Here is a 17,928-nt window from a genome sequence, read left to right as displayed (position 1 = left end):
TTATCTTTTTCTCTTCAGAACATCGATAACATGTTCTATTGACAACCCACCCTCGTATGTAGGCGAATTAGCACTATTAAGCACTATGAGATAGGGAACAGAACCTGAATATGTAGGTGTGAACTGATAAACAAATTTAGCTATGCTATCCTCATTATCAAAGATAAAAAATTTCATATTCTTGCCTTTTTTGATCTCCAAAGATTTAAGAAAATTCTCAGCATATTCAATATTTTCATCGAGTGATATGAAGTAAAACTTTTCATCTATCTTGCCAATAGCACTAATTACTGCAGGAAGCTTGTCTTTACAATGACCACACCATGAAGTGAAGAATACAATAAATTTTCTTTCTTTATTGCTATTAAGTTCGTTATATACATCATCAAAAGCTACGACTTGAAGTATATTTTGAGCCGAAAATGCGAAAGTATTACAACATAAAACCCCTATACATAACAACGTACACAAGACAAAAATACGCTTCATTACTTCTTTCAACAAGTTAATAGCATTCCAGTATGGGAGTGTACATTATATTTAACATGTCCGCAATATCTATGTAAAATATATATAAAAATAAATACTTATATCGATTACTATTTAATACCAACACTTTCTTTGACCTGACTTTGTATTTTGTTCACACTTCCTACAATCATACCGCTAGTACCACCATTTGGATCTACTATTTTATCAATAACAGATAATAAATTTTTCACAAATCCCACACCTACATACCCTACTGCAGACAATGCCAACCCCCCTTGCATAGCAGAAATTGGTAAAAGTGTAGAAGCCGAAGGTGGAGAATGAGTAGTAATTAAAGGAACCCATGAACTAATATGGAACGGAATACCAAGTATTTTTAACACATATATCGCATCACATACTGTAAATGACAATGTTGAAAGTACTATCGAAGTAATTACAACATCTATCAATGTAACTCCGGCTGATAGTGCAACATCATATAAAGCAAAACATATAAATTTTTTCCCATATTGATACGCCATTGGTCTTGTAGATGAAAATAACAAGCAAATAGCAAAAAGTGGCATAGGAATAGTAACAACTGCAATACCTATTACAAGATAGATGTACATAAGCATAGTTATACATACTAAAAATAGAGAATATACGAGACCGGTAATTATTATACCTGCAAACATTATGCCACATAAACCAACACCGACTAATGACCATACTTTAACCCAAGTATTGCTCGAGACAAGTACATACCACGTTTCAAGGGTAACTTCGAATATTCCATTTAAAGAAGGTTCGTATTGATAATTTCCATTACCATCAGATTTAATGCTTGGAGTAACATAACTAGCTGCTATTAATCCACTACATATACTAGTTTTCGCTATCAGTTCATTTAATGTAAAATTCTTGGAAGAACTATACTGTGCAATGCTTTGCTGTACAGTATTAGGCTGTACTAAAAGCATAACAATTATTAACCTAGCTATAACTGCTATCACTTCAGAAAATGAAACTTTAGTAACTCCCGCTAAAAAACCTATTCCGGCACCAAATATTGCAATCGCTATAATAACCGAAACATACCGAGAAATTATTGTACTAGCTTCATTCATTACAATCCAAACAACTCCAGTATCGTTATCCTTTACTTGAGTATTTTGTGTAACGGAACAAATATTACTTCCAAACATTAAAGTGAGAAACTTCTGAATTACAGCTTGAGGCCATGATATATTTTGAGGTGCGTTTCCACTAGTCAAAGTAGCGACTCCACGATATCTTTGGGATACTCCAAACTTATATTGACCTACTGGAGGGTAAGTAATATATCCATACTTATTACGTGTAACATGAAATAAATCAGGCTCCAATCTAAAATATATATTATAATCGATATCTTGCTCTAAAGTCCCCGTTTCTTTGAAAGTCCCTTTTTCAGTTCCAATTGTTACCATATTGTTTTTAACGCCAGTTATTATAAAGTCAGGCTCTTCCCCTCCTATAGAAATGGTGTTTGTAGCATTAGATGACGAGTTATTACCACTTGCACCTGGACGTAAGGTATGCCACGTCAATGAATCTAAAGGCACACTTGGATCTGCTATCGCTATCTGTAATCCTTGTCCATTAATTTGACGATTGCCACACCATTGAATAGTAGCTTGATATCCACCAGAAAAACCTAAATATCCTGATGAATTAGAAGAGGAATAACATTGATTGGGCGCTTTATTTGCACTCGAAGAAGGATGGAAATTCGATGGCAAAACCAAGTCGCTATTATTATCAAAATAAGTAAGTGGCATTTGTATAGAAGAAGCCCCTAACGCAGTATCAATTTGCCCACTAAAGGTATATACAGGTAAGCCAGGATCTAATACATGTTTACATTTAAATAGATGCCCTCTTTTCTCTTTTCTATCCTGTGATTTAGTACTAGGTTGTATCTTTATACCATTCTGCTGAACATTCCCATATAGTCCTATTATAGGCTTACTTGATTTGGTACAAAATTCAAACACCCTACTACCACTATCTCTTTGACAATATCTATAACTACCACAATCGCCTTCATTACCTGTAGTAAAATGAGGCATTTGCAAGAAAACATCACCACTATTAGATACTATCGTGAGTCCTGTTAAGGCATTTAGCAGCTCTGTAATTGTAAATTTCAGAGCTGGAGGTGTACATGACGAAGTAGATGCCGCTTCGTAACTCAACTCAACATCAGCTTTCAAAGAACTTCCATTCATGACAAGATGTGTAAGATCTCTCAAATCTGTAATACCACTTTTACGAGTAATATCAGAACTCATAGCATTATCAGCAGGACCCATATTCAAGTGCATATCCGAGTCGCTTGTTGAAGTAGTACTTAATTTAGAAATCGGCATTAACAATCCGTTTGAATTATAGAGTACTGTAGTCACAAATACGTCGCCTCCCCAAGTTATAGAAAAACTATCTCCAACTTGTAATGATATTGGCTCTTCACTCATACTTCTTGCTATTGGAACGGGAGGACCATTTAATCTCCATTGTGGAAAGCACCCTACTATAGGATTTGAGCCATTAGCCATGCTGTTATTATTGACATAAGATATTATTGTAGTGAGATCAGCTTTAGCATCAGACTGTGGATTATAATGATCGCTACCGTATATATAACTTAGATCAACATTGTATAGGTACTCCACTAAATTGCCTGTACCCATAATTGAATTACCTCCCTTTATATTTGCTTGAGCACTTAAAAATCCAGCAAAACATGGATGCATCATACTCTGCTGTATAGTATCTGCACTCGCACTATTAGATGTATAGCTATTATTGCCGGACTGATTATTCCAGCATGACTCAAAATTATCGATATCGGGACACCATTCTCCCATTGCACTCGTATCACTCGATGTAGTACCAAAATTAGCAACAGCATTAATTGCATTAGCTGCAAAACTAAAATTTAATTTTTTATTATATATGTCGTTATTGAGTGCATTTTCTGCAGCATTTCCACCAACAACCCCCTCCGGAGCTCTTTGAAATAAATTTGACATTACCGGTGTTAATGTAACGTATAAATTTCCATTTGGACAAACAGCATTCTCTGTTTCGAATGAAATGCTAATTTCCATTTCGCTATATTTAGCACCTTGAGAGTACGAAAATGTACCACTTGCTTGCTGTATGGATGGAGTATAACTTTCTGGAGTTGCTAAGATTGCTCCAGGACATCCTATAGCAGAAATAGCATCACCATAATAGTATTTACTTACAGTTTGCGCTCCAATATTACTGCAATCGACATTACCACTATTAGACTGTGTTGCACATGTCGTGCTACTATTCGATATTGTAGTAGAAGTTGCGACTTGAATTATAGGATTTCCGGTGTACGGTAAACCCTGAACGCAATATGAATAGCATGCAGAAAAATTTTGAGGATCTACGTCTTTATTAAAAATACTGCAATTACTATCACAGAAACTCTGACATCCATGTGGAGTTACTATCACACTTTCCTGCGGTACAGCCTTATTATCGTATCCAAAAATGCATTTTGAATAGAGCGGTAAAGTTTCCGCAAATGAATACTCCGGAAGCAACACACTACCAATGAAGAGTAGCATAAAAAGATACTTCCGCTCAAGCAAGCACTTTATGTATGACAAGAGCTTGAAAAACCACTGCTGATGTACTAGATTGTACCCATACTTTGTACGGTGCGCAATATTATATTAGTAATATGCGTGTACTATAACAGATTATTGTATAAAAGATGCATGAGAGCTCTCATCTTGCTGTAAACGAGCAATATCACCAACCTTGCGTGTTGATAGGTCAAAAACGTGAGATTACAGGAACTTCTAGCGCTAGAAAATTGCGTAATGAAGGTGCAATCCCCATAGCGATATACACAAAAAAAGCCGAAACTCTGCTGTTTTCCATTCCACAAAAAGAATTAGAGTTGGCGGTTAGCAAGAAGCTCTTAGATTCTAGAATCTTGTATATCAAGGTAGACGGTTCTGAACAGATTTTAAAGTCTGTAATTAAATGCGTACATAAACACCCAGTTACAGGACGCATTATTTCTCTAGAAATGCAGAAATTTTCAGATGGAGAAAAGGTAAAGGTGCCACTAAATATAAAGGTCATGGATCATCTGCTTTCACCCGGAATCAAAAAAGGTGGTTTTCCATATCTTCACCTTAGGACTATAGATTGTTATTGCAACTCAAGTGATATTCCGAGTTATGTTTCATTAAGCGTTACTGGTATGGAAGTAGGAGATGTAAGATATTCATCTGATATAGTGCTACCGAGTGGAATAACGGTCTCCTCGCTTAAAAATTTACGTATTCTCACTGTATATGGTAAAAAAGGATAGTCGTGACTGCTACAAGAGAACTTTTAAAAAGCTTTTTTACTAGGGGATGTTTTTTGTTTTTAGATAAGGCAGAGGGCTTTTCTTCCCATGGTGCTTTGTACCCTCTAAGAAGATTAGTAGAAAGTCTGTGTATACCAATAAAATTAAAAATTGGTCACAGTGGAACGCTGGATCCTCTAGCTTCTGGTGTACTACTTGTCGCTATAGGAAGAGCTACCAAACTTCTAGAATACTGTCATTCCTTCAGAAAATCTTATGATTGTACTGTAGAGTGGCAAAAAGAAATGGATACCGACGATGCTACCGGCAAAGTAATAAGATTTTGCGAGCAAATTCCCAGCGATAGAGAAATATTAGAAATCTTACCATCGTTTAAAGGTGTCGTCTCTCAAATCCCCCCTGATTTCTCAGCAGTTAGGGTAGATGGAGTTAGATTATATCAAAAAGCTAGAAATGGCGAAAAAATCATAAAAAAACCGAGACTTGTTCAATGCTACGATATAAAATATGAAGGAGCCATCACACAAACAAAATCAAAATTTAAAGTAGAATGTGGAAGTGGATATTACATACGTTCTTTTGCAAGAGAAATAGCTAGGAAATTAAATACTTACGGTAACATACATACCCTACGTAGAACTGGAATAGGTGTGTTTAATGCGAATGATACAATATCTCAAAAGTTCATCCATGAGCTATGGCGCAATATGAAGAATACTGCATTGGATGAGGAACTCATAGAGTATGGTTTACGTTTACTCTATGAAAGACTTATACCTGCACACACCCTATTTAATCATTTTTCTCACTATATGTATGAGGGAAATTCAGATATTTCTCATCTCGATTGCACTAATATACGATCAATATATCATCCTCCAGCTACAATATCGCCACTAGTTGGAGATTATACTGAAAAAGCGATTTTATTTTCAAATCAAAACGAGTTGATAGCAATTTTAAATGTAATTGGTGGTAATTTCAAAGTAGAGAAATTTCTCTCTTAAGTTTTTTAAAAAAATTATGTTCTATCTTCTAATTAGCAATCTTTATATCTAGACTTCGAAGTGCTTAATCTAACGTAAAATCACTGATTCTTTGAGTAAAAAAATTAAAATACTTTCCCCACAATCTATTAGTAAAATTGCGGCGGGTGAAGTGATAGAAAATCCGCTATCAGTTATAAAAGAACTTATAGAAAATTCTATAGACTCTAAAGCTACGGAAATCACTGTCTCGGTCAAAGATGCAGGTAAATCTTTTATATCGGTTTCTGATAATGGGTACGGTATTGAAAAAGATGAATTGTGTATGGCTTTTGTCAGACATGCTACTTCGAAATTACAAGATGAGAGTATCTATAATATACAGTATCTTGGATTTAGAGGAGAAGCTTTAGCTTCTATATTAGCAGTAGCTGACGTAACAATAATTACAAAAACTATAGAAGAAAGTCATGCTTGGGAACTATCATTATCTTCACTATCGGATGAAAAAGATATACTACTCAATAACATCCCTATCACAACCAAAGCACAAGAAAAAATATTAGATCTTGCACTTCCTAAGAGTAGAGCAAATGGCACTACAATAGAGGTGAAAGGATTATTTGCATCCACACCTAACAAATTACGTTTTCTCAAAAATAATAATATCGAATTACATAACATAGTGCAATTTATGCACTCTATAGCTCTTGCATATCAGAATTGCAATTTTAAATTACTTTCTGACTCAAAATTACTATTCGACACGACTAATGCACAATCTGGTAATGATATTTTAAAACATAGAATAATTAATATATTTGGTACTGAATTCGCTAATAATATTGCTACAATTTCATACGTTGGATTTTCGAAAGAAATAAAGATAAGCGGATATACTACTATACCTACTTATACCCCTCCGATAAGAAAACAGAAATCCATCATATTTATAAATGGAAGATTAGTTCACGACTATAGTATAATTGGTTTCATCAAAGCTGCATATAATGGCTTAATATCACATAACGTAAAGCCGGTGGCAATATTGTTTATCGAAATTCTACCAGAATATGTAGACGTTAATATACACCCTCATAAGATAGAGGTAAAATTCAGCAATATTACCTTGATAAAAAATTCCGTAATCAATTCAATACGTGAAGCATTATCCTCTTGTCATATTACTAATTCTCTTACCGAAAGTCTTCTGTACTCAAATCATAACGCATCTCATTACATAAGTAGAGAATATGAAGCTTACGATACATATGGATATCGTAGCAAAGAAAATGATAACGATATGTCAGGACAATTTTCTGAAAAAACTCCCAAACATACAGTAATTGATAAGCCACCTGAACAGAAAATTTCTAAATTACAATTAAATGAAAAAAAGTACTATTTCGGTAATCCTATATGTCAGATATCAAATCTATTCATAATCTCTCATAATCCAGATACGAATGATTTATTTGTTATAGAGCAACACGCATCACATGAAAGAATAATGTTAGAAAAAATGAAAGAAGCACTATCTTATAAAGAAAAATTGGAAATGCAAAATTTACTACTACCATTTTCTACTGATATATCGGGCTCTGAAGCTGCTATTATAATGGAACAACACGACACTTTATTAAAATTCGGAATTAAGGTAAGCATTATACAAGACGTAATACATATTATTGGTATACCGATTTTCCTACAAATATTACCAAGTATTTCTCCATGTAAAAAAGTAATTCAAATTTTAAATCATATCGCTCAGAATTCAGAACTTATAGGGGAAATTCAAGAAAACGCTATTATAGAAGTATATAATGAAGTTGCATGCCATAGCAGTATACTAAAAGGGAAAAAATTATCTAAGGAAGAGATGTATATATTATTACGAGAAATGGAAAAATATGACTTCACTTCACAATGCAATCATGGTCGCCCGACATACCTTAAAGTAACTCAAGATTCTTTATTAAAGATATTCCAAAGATAACACCCTTCTGTGCTTATTGAATAAAAATGCATTTTTTAGTACCATTTCCTAGTAATTTGAGCTTTACCACTTCCAATGAGTAGAATTTTAAGACTATTTACATTATTAGCAATTATTCCACTTTTCATCGTGAGTTGTAACAGTCGTGATGATGACACAATATTAGTCGCTGTATCATCTCACTTACCTCCTTTTACATTTATGGAATATGGGCAATTAAGGGGGTTTGATATAGAATTAATTACAGTGGCAGCAAGAAAAATGGGTAAGACCGTAGTCATAAAAGATGCTGGTACTTTCAATAATATGTTTTCACTTATAAAATCAGGAAAAGTTGATGTAGCTATTGGCGCTATCAATCAAGAAGATGCTCAAGCAAATGCGACATCACATTCCATTTCTTATATGTCTGGACAGATAGGAGTAGTACTAAAAAAAGGTATATCACTAGATGATGGGAATTCCTTTATTGGAAGAAATATCTCTACTCAAGAGGGCGTAATATATGAAAAGTGGACTAAAGAAAACTTTCACGACTCTATCATTACAAAAAAAGGCAATCTAAGAATCTCTGCTGAAGAATTGGAAGATGAAAAAATTCAAATGATTGTTACTAATCTACACACTGCTTATAGAATATCTAGACGCAGTTATTGGTTATACTACGAAAGCATACCAAATACAAAACATGAATATGTTATGGTAACGAAGAATGATGATAAATTCATAAAAGAATTAAATACCGTTCTTTTAAAAATGAAAGAAGATGGAGAAGTAGATACAATAATTAAAAGATGGAAGATGGATTCAGAACATCAGTATGCAGATAATCGGTAACACTATTTAATAAATCAAGTTATGAGGTTGAATGATATCACCAAGCTGCGAGATTGAATGATATCGCTAAGTTATGAGATTGGATGACTCTTTTTAAGAAAGGCATATGAGTACATTCTAAACTCTTAGAATATCTAAATGAAAAAAGATGGAGAGTAGAAACAATAATTAAAGGATGGGGAATAGGTTCAGAACATCAATATGTGGATAATCCGATCATATGCAATATTGACATGAATTCATATTTAAGATACAGAATTAGCGATTGTATTTTTGTTTACTATTAACGTCATGCTGTTTTCTATATTTGCTCGTCTTTTACCCATATTGAGTATTATCCTCGTGAGTTGCTCAGAGCAGAATGTTCAAGTACCTTTTGATGCCACAGATTTTGTGTACACTGCTGATCGATCAAGTTGGGGAGATAGTAGGTTTGCTGTATCTGGAAAAATTATGTCTGTAACAAAAGCGGTTATGGGTTATGATAGAATGGGATTTGAATATGTGATAAAAGTTGATGCATCAAAAATTAATACATCACATCTGAAGAAATATGAGAAAACACCTGCATTTCTTGACACTTTAGATGCTATTAAATCAACTGGTTTAGCAGTAGTGACACAAATAAGAGGCGGATTTCTTCCGATAGGTACGGATGTATATGTCCTCATCAATTCTTATGGTGATATGGATGTGATTCTCAGAGATAGAAACAATAATTAACAGATGGAAGATGGATTCAGAACATCAGTATGCAGATAATCGATGATATTGAGCTATTATTTTAATATTTATAAATTTTAATAATCTCTTTTAAGAGGAAAGGCATAGATATGTTATAAATTTTTTGGATACAATCTTGACATAAACTATTTCAGATATATCTTTGATCGTTGTACATCTATTTATTATGAATTTCTCGTGCTCTTTTCTATATTTTCTCGTCTTCTACCAATATTGAGTATTATTCTCGTAAGTTGCTCAAATCAGAGTGCTATAGACGTTTATCAAAATTCCTATGAAGGTGGGATAGCTGTACTTGGAAAAGTTGTATCTGTAAGAAAAATCGCAATAGAAAGTGATAAAAATAATAGTGGTAGCGCTGTTGCTGGAGGTGCTGCTATAGGTAGTATCGCTGGAGCTGGCATTGGACATAGCGCAGAAAGTACGATACTTGGAGCAATAATAGGAGGCACGGTTGGATATGCAGCTTCAGAAACGGCAAAAAATAATAGCGGAAGTGAATATGTTATAAAGATTGATACATCAAATCTGAATCAAGATGCTGATACAATGAGGGGTGCTGCATTTCTTAATACTGTAAATGCTATCAAATCAACAGGCTTAGTAGTAGTAGTGCAGAAAGAAGATAAATCTCTTCTAGTAGGTCAAGATGTATATGTCCTCATCTCAGGTAATGGTAATATGCGTGTAATTCCTATAAAATAAATATATACAAGTTTTGGTATGGAAATTTTACTTTTACTATTTTTTTCTTTGTTAGTAAGCATAAAAGATTGCACTATAAAACTCTCTATCACAAGCAATACTCTCAATAATTTTCTTACTTTTGAGGTGGACTGATAACGTAAAAGGAAAATCTATCGTTTTATCTATGCTCTTTTTTTTCATTCTTCAACGTTCTCTAATCGACCAGTCAATTCACTAAGCTTAGACATTTCGCTATTGCAAAGAAGCTTTATGAGATATTAAAATACGGTGCAATATCAACAAAATTCCGAGGAAATACAGCTATCCGTGTTCTCCTTCAATAAATAGTAAGATTAAATTAGGATATCACAATTTTTTATCAACTTGTTTATCTGTTATTTAGATAAATACTAAGTATAAATAATAATATTATTAATCATAAAGTAGAAAGGACACATTTTCGCTCTATAAAATAATTGACTCCATCGAATAGCAATCAAAAAATCTTCTCATATTTAATGATTTTTTTATCTTATCTATTTTGACAGATATTCATATATGAACGACACGATCTTTCTATTTATAAAGAAAAACACTAAAAATTTATATAAAAAAATAAGCAAAAAGTATATATATTCATACTTAAAATTAGATCTCTAAAAATATCTCTACAATACATATGCTATATAGATATAAGGTAAGGTTGGAATATGACGGTTCCAGATTCATAGGATGGCAAAAACAGCCATTTCATCATGGCATCAGCGTACAACAGAAATTAGAAGAAATTTTCTCTACTATTCTTCATAAAAATATATCACTATTTGTCGCTGGACGTACCGATAGTGGAGTACACGCTCTTAATCAAGTAGCACATTTTGATACTGATATACTCTTAGAATCCAAGAAAATTTGTACAACTTTCAATCATTTTCTGAAAGATACCGGCATAGTTATACTTGATATAGAAAACGTCGAACGTACTTTTGATGCAAGATTCTCTGCCAAACAACGCATATACTCATATAATATACTAAATCGCAATGCTCCTACTACTCTATTTCATGATAAGGTATGGCATATTTTCAATCTAGAATTAAATATACCAGCAATGAAAGAGGCTACTACCATATTTATAGGTACACATGATTTTACAGCATTCCGCTCTCCAAAATGTCAGGCAAAGTCACCAGTAAAGACTATTGATTACATCAATATTTCTGAACCCAAATTCCCTCTAGGTAAAATCATTAATATAGAATTTGGAGCAAAATCTTTTCTACACAATCAGGTAAGGCTACTAGTAGGAGGATTATTTTGTATAGGAAGTGGAAAATGGGATATAAAAAAATTAGCCACCATTTTAGAAGATAAATCGAGAAAAGAATGCCACGTAATGGCACCATCTCATGGGTTATATCTTAAAGAAATATTTTATTAATAAAATAATATTATAAATATAAAATTTATTATCTTTGGTAAAAAAACGAAATATAAGACACTATAATATTTTTGTAAAGAAATGACTTTTAAATAAAGTATAATAAAAAATTATTAGCAAATTTATTAATAAACATTATTACTTAGTTCTATTCTGGATTTCTCCTCATCTCCCTCTCGATATCTCGTTTTTTTATAGATTCTCTTTTATCGTAATTCGTTTTTCCCTTACATATCCCTATCGTGACCTTTACTAAGCTTTTCTTGTCTAAATACATTTCTAACGGTATAACGGTAATGTGATTTTTTTTCATTTTACCTATAATGCGATTAATTTCTCTCTTATGCAGTAATAGTTTTTTTGGTCGTCTGGAATCTACTAAGAAAGCGGTTGAACACTCATACTGAGGTATATATAGATTCAACAAGAACAATTCTCCTTTTATCAGTCCACCATATGACTCACTCAGTGAAGTCTTATTTTTACGCAATGATTTTACCTCACTGCCGCGTAACACTATACCAGCTTCATAAGTTCCATCTACAACATAATCGTGATACGCTTTTCTATTTCTAGATATGTTGAACTTATATATCATCTTTTTGAACTCCAATTTTTAATATATCGTCAGCCATCTGATTCGGCATCATGAAAAACACTATATCATGTGATTTATCTACTATAAAAAAGACATTACTTATATTAAGAAATTCTGACATCTCCCCTTTAGCTATATGATATTCTTTCTTCGAATAGGCAGCATATACAGCGTACACCATAATTAATCCAACCATACATATAGCTATCCCTCGCCCAATTCCAAATACTAATCCTAATGACTTGTCAAGTATATTTCCTACAATAGGCTTTAAGGCACTAACCACGAATAAATTAAACAGCCCTATAACTACCAATAACCCAAAAAGCGTCCCAACATAACCTATCGCAAACACTACTACATCAGAATGAAACCTTTCTCTTAAAAATGGCTCAATAAATGGATAACCTATATAAGTTAAAAATATTGATAAAAACCATCCTGCAAAACTTAAGGCAGAAGCTATAAAGCCACGACTCCACCCAGCAAATACAGAAACTACTATAACGAATACTGCTATGCAATCGAAAACGTATACCGGATTCACGGTTTAAGAATTAATTTTAGTGGAGTATAACATATGCAATGTAAAAATCATATACTCAATTTAGTTATCTCTCAGATATCAAATTAGTATTAATTTATATCTTGACATTATGAAAATAGCAAAAGACAATTAAAGGTTATTACAAATTATAAAGATAAAATGAATAAAGTAGTAATATTTGATTTTGACGGAGTGATAGTTAATAGCGAGATAGTAGTAGCCAAAATCAATCAACAAAAACTTGAAAACCTTCCTTTTGATGATATAAAAAATGCCCAAGCAAGGCAGATATTAGGTAGCCTTTTCGGACAACATTTTCAAAGCGTAATAGTTTTATTAGAGGAGCATGGATTATCATTACCAGAACATTTTACAAAAGAATGGCTAAATGAAATGAATAAAGCAGTAACTGAAGAAGCGCAACCACTGATATTAAATGTAATAAAAGCACTGCATCAGAAAAATACTAAAAAATGCATTGCCTCTAATAATAATTCAAATATAATTGAGAAAATATTAAAAAAGACAGAGCAGAGTGAATTTTTTGATAAAAATAAAATCTTTACAGCAAATGATGTTGGCAGACCTAAGCCTTTTCCAGATTTGTTTTTGCATGCTGTGGAGCAATGTAATACAGCACCACAATACTGCGTCGTCATAGAAGATAGTGTTCCAGGTATCAGTGCAGCTCTTGCTGCTAAAATACCAGTATTAGCATTTGTTGGAGGATGTCATGCTAAAAGAAGTGAATATTTAGAAAAGATAAAGGAAATGAATGTCCCTATAATGTACAATGAAAGCGAGTTGCTTCAGGAACTTAAGACAATGGGATTTTTATAATATTTATTTAATATTTCGCAACTATATTACCACCGCTACCATACATTTTGTTGCACTTTTCTGTTGCACAGAATACAATTCACAAAAGTATCTTTCAATTCATATAAGCATGATAAAAAGTATAGGAGTTTTTTGTGGAGCAAAGAATGGAACACAAAATTTTACGAATTTGGCAATTCAAGTTGCCAAACACCTTTGCGAGCTTGATATCACTATAATTTATGGTGGTGGTAACAAAGGGCTCATGGGAATTCTTGCAGATACAGCTCTTAGCCTTGGTGGTAGAGTAATAGGGATTTTTCCAGAAATATCTCTTATAGAATCCGAAAGACATACTGGCGTCTCAGAATCGATTTTGACTCCTTGTCTCTTTTCGAGAAAACACTTAATGATAGAAAAATCAGACGCATTTCTTACTCTTCCGGGAGGATACGGTACTTTGGACGAGTTTTTTGAGATTGTAGTAGCTAAAAAGCTAGGCTTGCACTCAAAACCGCTTTTTTTACTGAATTATGAGAATTTTTGGAAAGGTATAGTCATGCAAGGAGAAAGTATAGGACTGTGCGAGCTAGATGATTCTGGTCTTTCCTCTAGACATTATACAATCATCAACGACGCAGATGAAATGAGAGAGTCGATAGCTGAAATAAACGGTAAGAAAATCAAATGATACGAACGCCTTCTCTTTTTTAGTAAAATATTAGCATTCCCATCCTATTACTTTATAATTGACTATTATCGCGTTCCATTTCCTTCATCCTTCTTCATTAGAAAGTGTGTAGCGTAAAGTGTGCTTTATGAAATCATCTATATCACCATCAAGCACTTTCTGTGCATTCCCTTCACTATAGTTAGTTCTCAAATCCTTAACCATCTGATATGGATGTAGAACATAAGAACGTATTTGTGAACCCCAACCTATCTGCAACTTTTCTCCTTCCATATTACTCTTTGCTTCATTTCTACGTTTGAGTTCTAATGCATATAATTTAGATCTTAACATTCGCATACACTCTTCCTTATTTTTATGCTGAGATCTATTATTTTGACATTGCACCGTAATTCCACTTGGAATATGCACTACTCTAACAGCACTATCTGTTGTATTGACATGTTGCCCCCCTGCTCCGGATGATCTATAAGTATCGATCCGCAAGTCAGATTCATTGATATCTATGCTAAAATCATCGTCAACTAAAGGCACTACGCTAACACTAGCAAAACTAGTATGTCTTTTTCTCTCCTTATTAAAAGGGGAAATTCTTACTAATCTATGAATACCACTCTCCGTCTTAAGCAAACCATAAACCATCTTACCTTCTATTTTCAATGTTGCAGACTTTATTCCAGCTTCCTCTCCATGCAACATGTAAGAGACTGTAATAGAATAATGTTTATTTTCTGCCCATCTTGAATACATCCTTAATAACATTTCCGCCCAATCATCACTTTCTGTACCACCTGCTCCAGAATGCAGCTCTAGTATGCAGCTACCGTAGTCCTGCTCCTCTCTAAATAAAGTAGCAATTTCTATATCACGAGCAAATTTTTGTATCCTATGCAGTTCTTCATAAATTTTTGTATCCACTTCATCTTCACCAGATTCATTAGCAAGCTCAACTAGTACCTGAAACTCGTCTACTATGCTTTTATAATTATTCACATACTCGCTGAGAACACTCCGCCTTTTCAATAACGAAGAAGCTACTTTAGCATCACTCCATAAATCTTGAGATTGTATTTTATTATCGAGTTGTTCCAACTCCTTTATAACATTATTTACTTCAAAGAAACCTCTGTATCACACCTATCGACTCTGCTATTAATTCCTGCAATCTTTTTGCACTTACAACTTCTAAAGACATTACAAATCATCTAAAATTATACAAATTTTTGTACACCATACTTTCGTAAACAACTTTCGATAATATGATGCGCCTCATCAGAACTACCCCATCCTAGAATTTTAACCCACTTTCCGTCCTCTTTTTCCATATCTTTGTAGTGTGCAAAGAAGTGTTCTATCTGTTTTAGCAAGTCAGCATTAAGAGATAGATAAGAATCAATGTGAGCCATCATTTTATCAGAACTTTTTAAAGGTACCAGTAATATCTTATCATCACTTCCCTTTTCATCTTCCATACGCATTACTCCTATTACTCTTGCACTAACAATTACACCACTAAAAACATTAGAAGAAGATATCAGTAAAGCATCTAATGGATCACCGTCCTCTCCCTTTACCCCTACAAAAAAGCCATAAGATACTGGAAATATCATGCTGGTAGGCAGTATTCTATCTAACCTTAAACACCTAAAATTAGGATCAAATTCGCACTTAAGGTTACTTCCCTGTTCGATTTCAATCATGATATCGAACGCTTTTACACTACTCATAAGACTTTTTAATTTACTGTGTTATTATTACACTGTTGCTACTTACAATTTAATCAAGTAAACACTACATGCAATAGCTGAATTCAAGAAAGTGAATACCATCATGAACTTTACGAACAAGCTCACAGTATACGGATTTTTAATTTTAACTGTATGCATCACAGTATTTGGGATCGATTTCTGGATACATGAGCATGAGTCTTTTTTTTATATATCGTCAAACAACCAGCAAGAACACATAACTGTCACTTATGTAAACCTCGCAATCACTTCAGTGTTTGAATTCTTCTTTCAAGTATTTGGTGTATCTTCGTTTGTTATACCTCTATTTTTCTTCGCTCATTGCATAAGAAAGTTATCTGATAATAATGCTACAGTTAAAGATTATAACTTCTCCGCATTATTCATTTTAATACCATTTATATGCATTTTTATAACATATGCTTTTGAAAAAGTAGCTCTATTTCCTGCAATTGAAAGCTCTGCCGTCGAATATAAGATGAACGCAAGATATTACAATGGGGGATATCTTGGATTTTATCTATTACATCTTTTAGGGAGTACATTCCAGTTCCATGTAGTAGGATTAGCTTCTTTCCTACTTAGTACAATCATCTTATTCATAGCTTTTTCTATACGAATAAGATTTTTAACAATACTGAAGTACCTGTTATCTTTATGCGTAAAAGAGAAAGAAGATTTTTCACCTAAAAAAAATGAACAATCTAAAAAAGTTGCATTTAGCAATATGAAAATTGAATTTTCTCAAAAGCAAAAGGATAAAATAAATTTTAATAAGATACCACCCCTTGCCATTTTGGAAGATAATTCATATAGAAACTCAGATGACGAAGATCGATCAGATGATTTAATGAATGTTTTACAAGATTTCGGTATTCATGGGAAAATAGTATCTAAAGCAAAAGGGCCTCTCGTCACGTTGTATGAATTTGAGCCATCTGCAGGAACAAAGGCTTCAAGAGTTATAGGATTAGCTGAAGACATAGCTAGATCTATGAAATGTGAATCTGCAAGAATTTCTATAATATCGGAAAATAATGCATTAGGTATAGAACTACCAAATAAAATACGCGATCTTGTATCACTGAGAGCGCTACTAGCACACTATAGCTATACTCATACAGAGGCTAAAATACCTCTCATTCTTGGGCAAACTATCTCAGGCTCTCCTCATGTAGCAGATTTAGCGGCAATGCCACATCTATTGATGGCGGGAACTACAGGTTCTGGAAAATCAGTAGCTGTAAATAATATGATACTTTCTATCCTTTATAAATATACGCCAGAAGAATGTAAATTTATTATGATAGATCCGAAAATGCTCGAACTTTCCGTGTACAGAGATATTCCTCATTTAGCTATGCCAGTTGTAACAGATCCTAGAGCAGCAGTAGAAGCATTAAGATGGGCAGTGAACGAAATGGAAAGAAGATATAGAATGATGTCCATTTTGAGCGTTAGGAATATAGCAGCATACAACAGTATGATAGATTGCACTGATTCAGATGAAATAGTAAAGCATATGCAAGTTGGATTTGACGAAGAAAGTAAAAATCCTATTTTTGAGAAAGTTTCATTCAAAAAAGAAAAAATACCATATATTGTTATAATAGTGGATGAAATGGCAGATCTCATGCTAGTTGCGGGTAAGGATGTGGAAGAGTGTATACAACGCTTAGCTCAAATGGCTCGTGCATCAGGAATGCACATAATAATGGCAACTCAAAGACCTTCTGTAGATGTAGTAACGGGAATTATAAAAGCTAATTTTCCAACTAGAATAAGTTTTCAAGTAGCTTCTAAAATAGATAGTAGAACTATTATAGGAGAGAACGGAGCCGAACAACTGTTAGGAAAAGGAGATATGCTATATGTAATACCAGGAAAAAAAGCAAGTCGCATTCATGCTCCATTTGTAAGTGATAAAGATGTAGAAAAAGTTGCAGATTTTC

General features: G+C 33.4%; 15 protein-coding genes and 2 pseudogenes. 11 read left to right on the top strand and 6 right to left on the bottom strand.

What is annotated here, in order from left to right:
- Positions 1-489, bottom strand: coding sequence for a thioredoxin family protein (locus Fokcrypt_RS02170; RefSeq protein WP_323721902.1), 489 nt, complete (start codon positions 487-489; stop codon positions 1-3).
- Between the two features lie 110 nt (positions 490-599).
- Entirely contained in the window at positions 600-4,124 is a 3,525-nt protein-coding gene (locus Fokcrypt_RS02165) for a type IV secretion system protein (RefSeq protein WP_323721901.1), read from the bottom strand.
- A 149-nt stretch (positions 4,125-4,273) separates the two neighbouring features.
- Here Fokcrypt_RS02165 and Fokcrypt_RS02160 point away from each other — a divergent pair, with 149 nt between their 5' ends.
- The 7 genes from Fokcrypt_RS02160 to truA all read left to right on the top strand — a co-directional run bounded on the left by Fokcrypt_RS02160 (position 4,274) and on the right by truA (position 11,573).
- Positions 4,274-4,882: a 50S ribosomal protein L25 gene (locus tag Fokcrypt_RS02160; RefSeq protein ID WP_323721900.1), complete on the top strand. Its 609-nt coding sequence runs from the start codon at positions 4,274-4,276 to the stop codon at positions 4,880-4,882.
- Positions 4,883-4,884: 2 nt separating this feature from the next.
- A complete protein-coding gene (gene truB, locus Fokcrypt_RS02155) occupies positions 4,885-5,889 on the top strand; it encodes a tRNA pseudouridine(55) synthase TruB (protein ID WP_323721899.1) in 1,005 nt (334 codons plus the stop codon).
- Positions 5,890-5,980: 91 nt separating this feature from the next.
- On the top strand, positions 5,981-7,864 hold the full coding sequence (gene mutL / locus Fokcrypt_RS02150) for a DNA mismatch repair endonuclease MutL (protein ID WP_323721898.1): 1,884 nt from the start codon (positions 5,981-5,983) through the stop codon (positions 7,862-7,864).
- Between the two features lie 75 nt (positions 7,865-7,939).
- Positions 7,940-8,701: a substrate-binding periplasmic protein gene (locus Fokcrypt_RS02145; protein ID WP_323721897.1), complete on the top strand. Its 762-nt coding sequence runs from the start codon at positions 7,940-7,942 to the stop codon at positions 8,699-8,701.
- Between the two features lie 291 nt (positions 8,702-8,992).
- Positions 8,993-9,424 carry a hypothetical protein gene (locus tag Fokcrypt_RS02140; RefSeq protein WP_323721896.1) on the top strand — a complete coding sequence of 144 codons (432 nt, stop codon included), beginning with the start codon at positions 8,993-8,995 and terminating at the stop codon, positions 9,422-9,424.
- Between the two features lie 198 nt (positions 9,425-9,622).
- Positions 9,623-10,150 carry an outer membrane lipoprotein gene (locus Fokcrypt_RS02135; RefSeq protein WP_323721895.1) on the top strand — a complete coding sequence of 176 codons (528 nt, stop codon included), beginning with the start codon at positions 9,623-9,625 and terminating at the stop codon, positions 10,148-10,150.
- Between the two features lie 661 nt (positions 10,151-10,811).
- On the top strand, positions 10,812-11,573 hold the full coding sequence (truA, locus tag Fokcrypt_RS02130) for a tRNA pseudouridine(38-40) synthase TruA (RefSeq protein WP_323721894.1): 762 nt from the start codon (positions 10,812-10,814) through the stop codon (positions 11,571-11,573).
- Between the two features lie 148 nt (positions 11,574-11,721).
- Here truA and smpB read toward each other — a convergent pair whose 3' ends face one another.
- Positions 11,722-12,171 (bottom strand): SsrA-binding protein SmpB, encoded by a 450-nt coding sequence (smpB, locus tag Fokcrypt_RS02125; RefSeq protein ID WP_323721893.1) that lies wholly within the window; start codon positions 12,169-12,171, stop codon positions 11,722-11,724.
- Positions 12,161-12,718: a CvpA family protein gene (locus Fokcrypt_RS02120; protein ID WP_323721892.1), complete on the bottom strand. Its 558-nt coding sequence runs from the start codon at positions 12,716-12,718 to the stop codon at positions 12,161-12,163. The genes smpB and Fokcrypt_RS02120 overlap by 11 nt, the downstream gene beginning before the upstream one ends.
- 159 nt (positions 12,719-12,877) lie before the next feature.
- On the opposite strand from Fokcrypt_RS02120, the gene Fokcrypt_RS02115 reads away from it, so the two are divergent.
- Positions 12,878-13,558 carry an HAD family hydrolase gene (locus tag Fokcrypt_RS02115; protein WP_323721891.1) on the top strand — a complete coding sequence of 227 codons (681 nt, stop codon included), beginning with the start codon at positions 12,878-12,880 and terminating at the stop codon, positions 13,556-13,558.
- Between the two features lie 109 nt (positions 13,559-13,667).
- Complete coding sequence (locus tag Fokcrypt_RS02110) at positions 13,668-14,228, top strand: LOG family protein (RefSeq protein WP_323721890.1); 561 nt, start codon at positions 13,668-13,670, stop codon at positions 14,226-14,228.
- A gap of 84 nt (positions 14,229-14,312) precedes the next feature.
- Here the strand turns inward: Fokcrypt_RS02110 and prfB are convergent.
- Positions 14,313-15,423 (bottom strand): peptide chain release factor 2 gene (prfB, locus tag Fokcrypt_RS02105; protein ID WP_410519722.1). Its coding sequence is split into 2 segments (ribosomal slippage): positions 14,313-15,344 and positions 15,346-15,423, totalling 1,110 coding nucleotides; the frame shifts between segments, so codons are not numbered across the junction.
- A gap of 16 nt (positions 15,424-15,439) precedes the next feature.
- The gene (locus Fokcrypt_RS02100) at positions 15,440-15,955 is read right to left on the bottom strand and encodes an inorganic diphosphatase (RefSeq protein ID WP_323721888.1); all 516 of its coding nucleotides are present in this window, start codon (positions 15,953-15,955) and stop codon (positions 15,440-15,442) included.
- Positions 15,956-16,058: 103 nt separating this feature from the next.
- Between Fokcrypt_RS02100 and Fokcrypt_RS03620 the strand changes: the two are divergent.
- Together Fokcrypt_RS03620 and Fokcrypt_RS03615 are read left to right on the top strand one after the other, a co-directional pair.
- Positions 16,059-17,027 (top strand): annotated as a pseudogene (locus tag Fokcrypt_RS03620) (DNA translocase FtsK); the annotation flags it as partial.
- A pseudogene (locus Fokcrypt_RS03615) lies at positions 17,001-17,898 on the top strand (FtsK/SpoIIIE domain-containing protein); the annotation flags it as partial. The pseudogenes Fokcrypt_RS03620 and Fokcrypt_RS03615, both read left to right, overlap by 27 nt.
- Positions 17,899-17,928 lie beyond the last annotated feature (30 nt).

This window comes from Candidatus Fokinia cryptica (assembly GCF_034359305.1).
In the GTDB taxonomy this organism is placed as follows: domain Bacteria; phylum Pseudomonadota; class Alphaproteobacteria; order Rickettsiales; family Midichloriaceae; genus Fokinia; species Fokinia crypta.
This window is presented reverse-complemented; position numbering and strand designations above follow the sequence as displayed.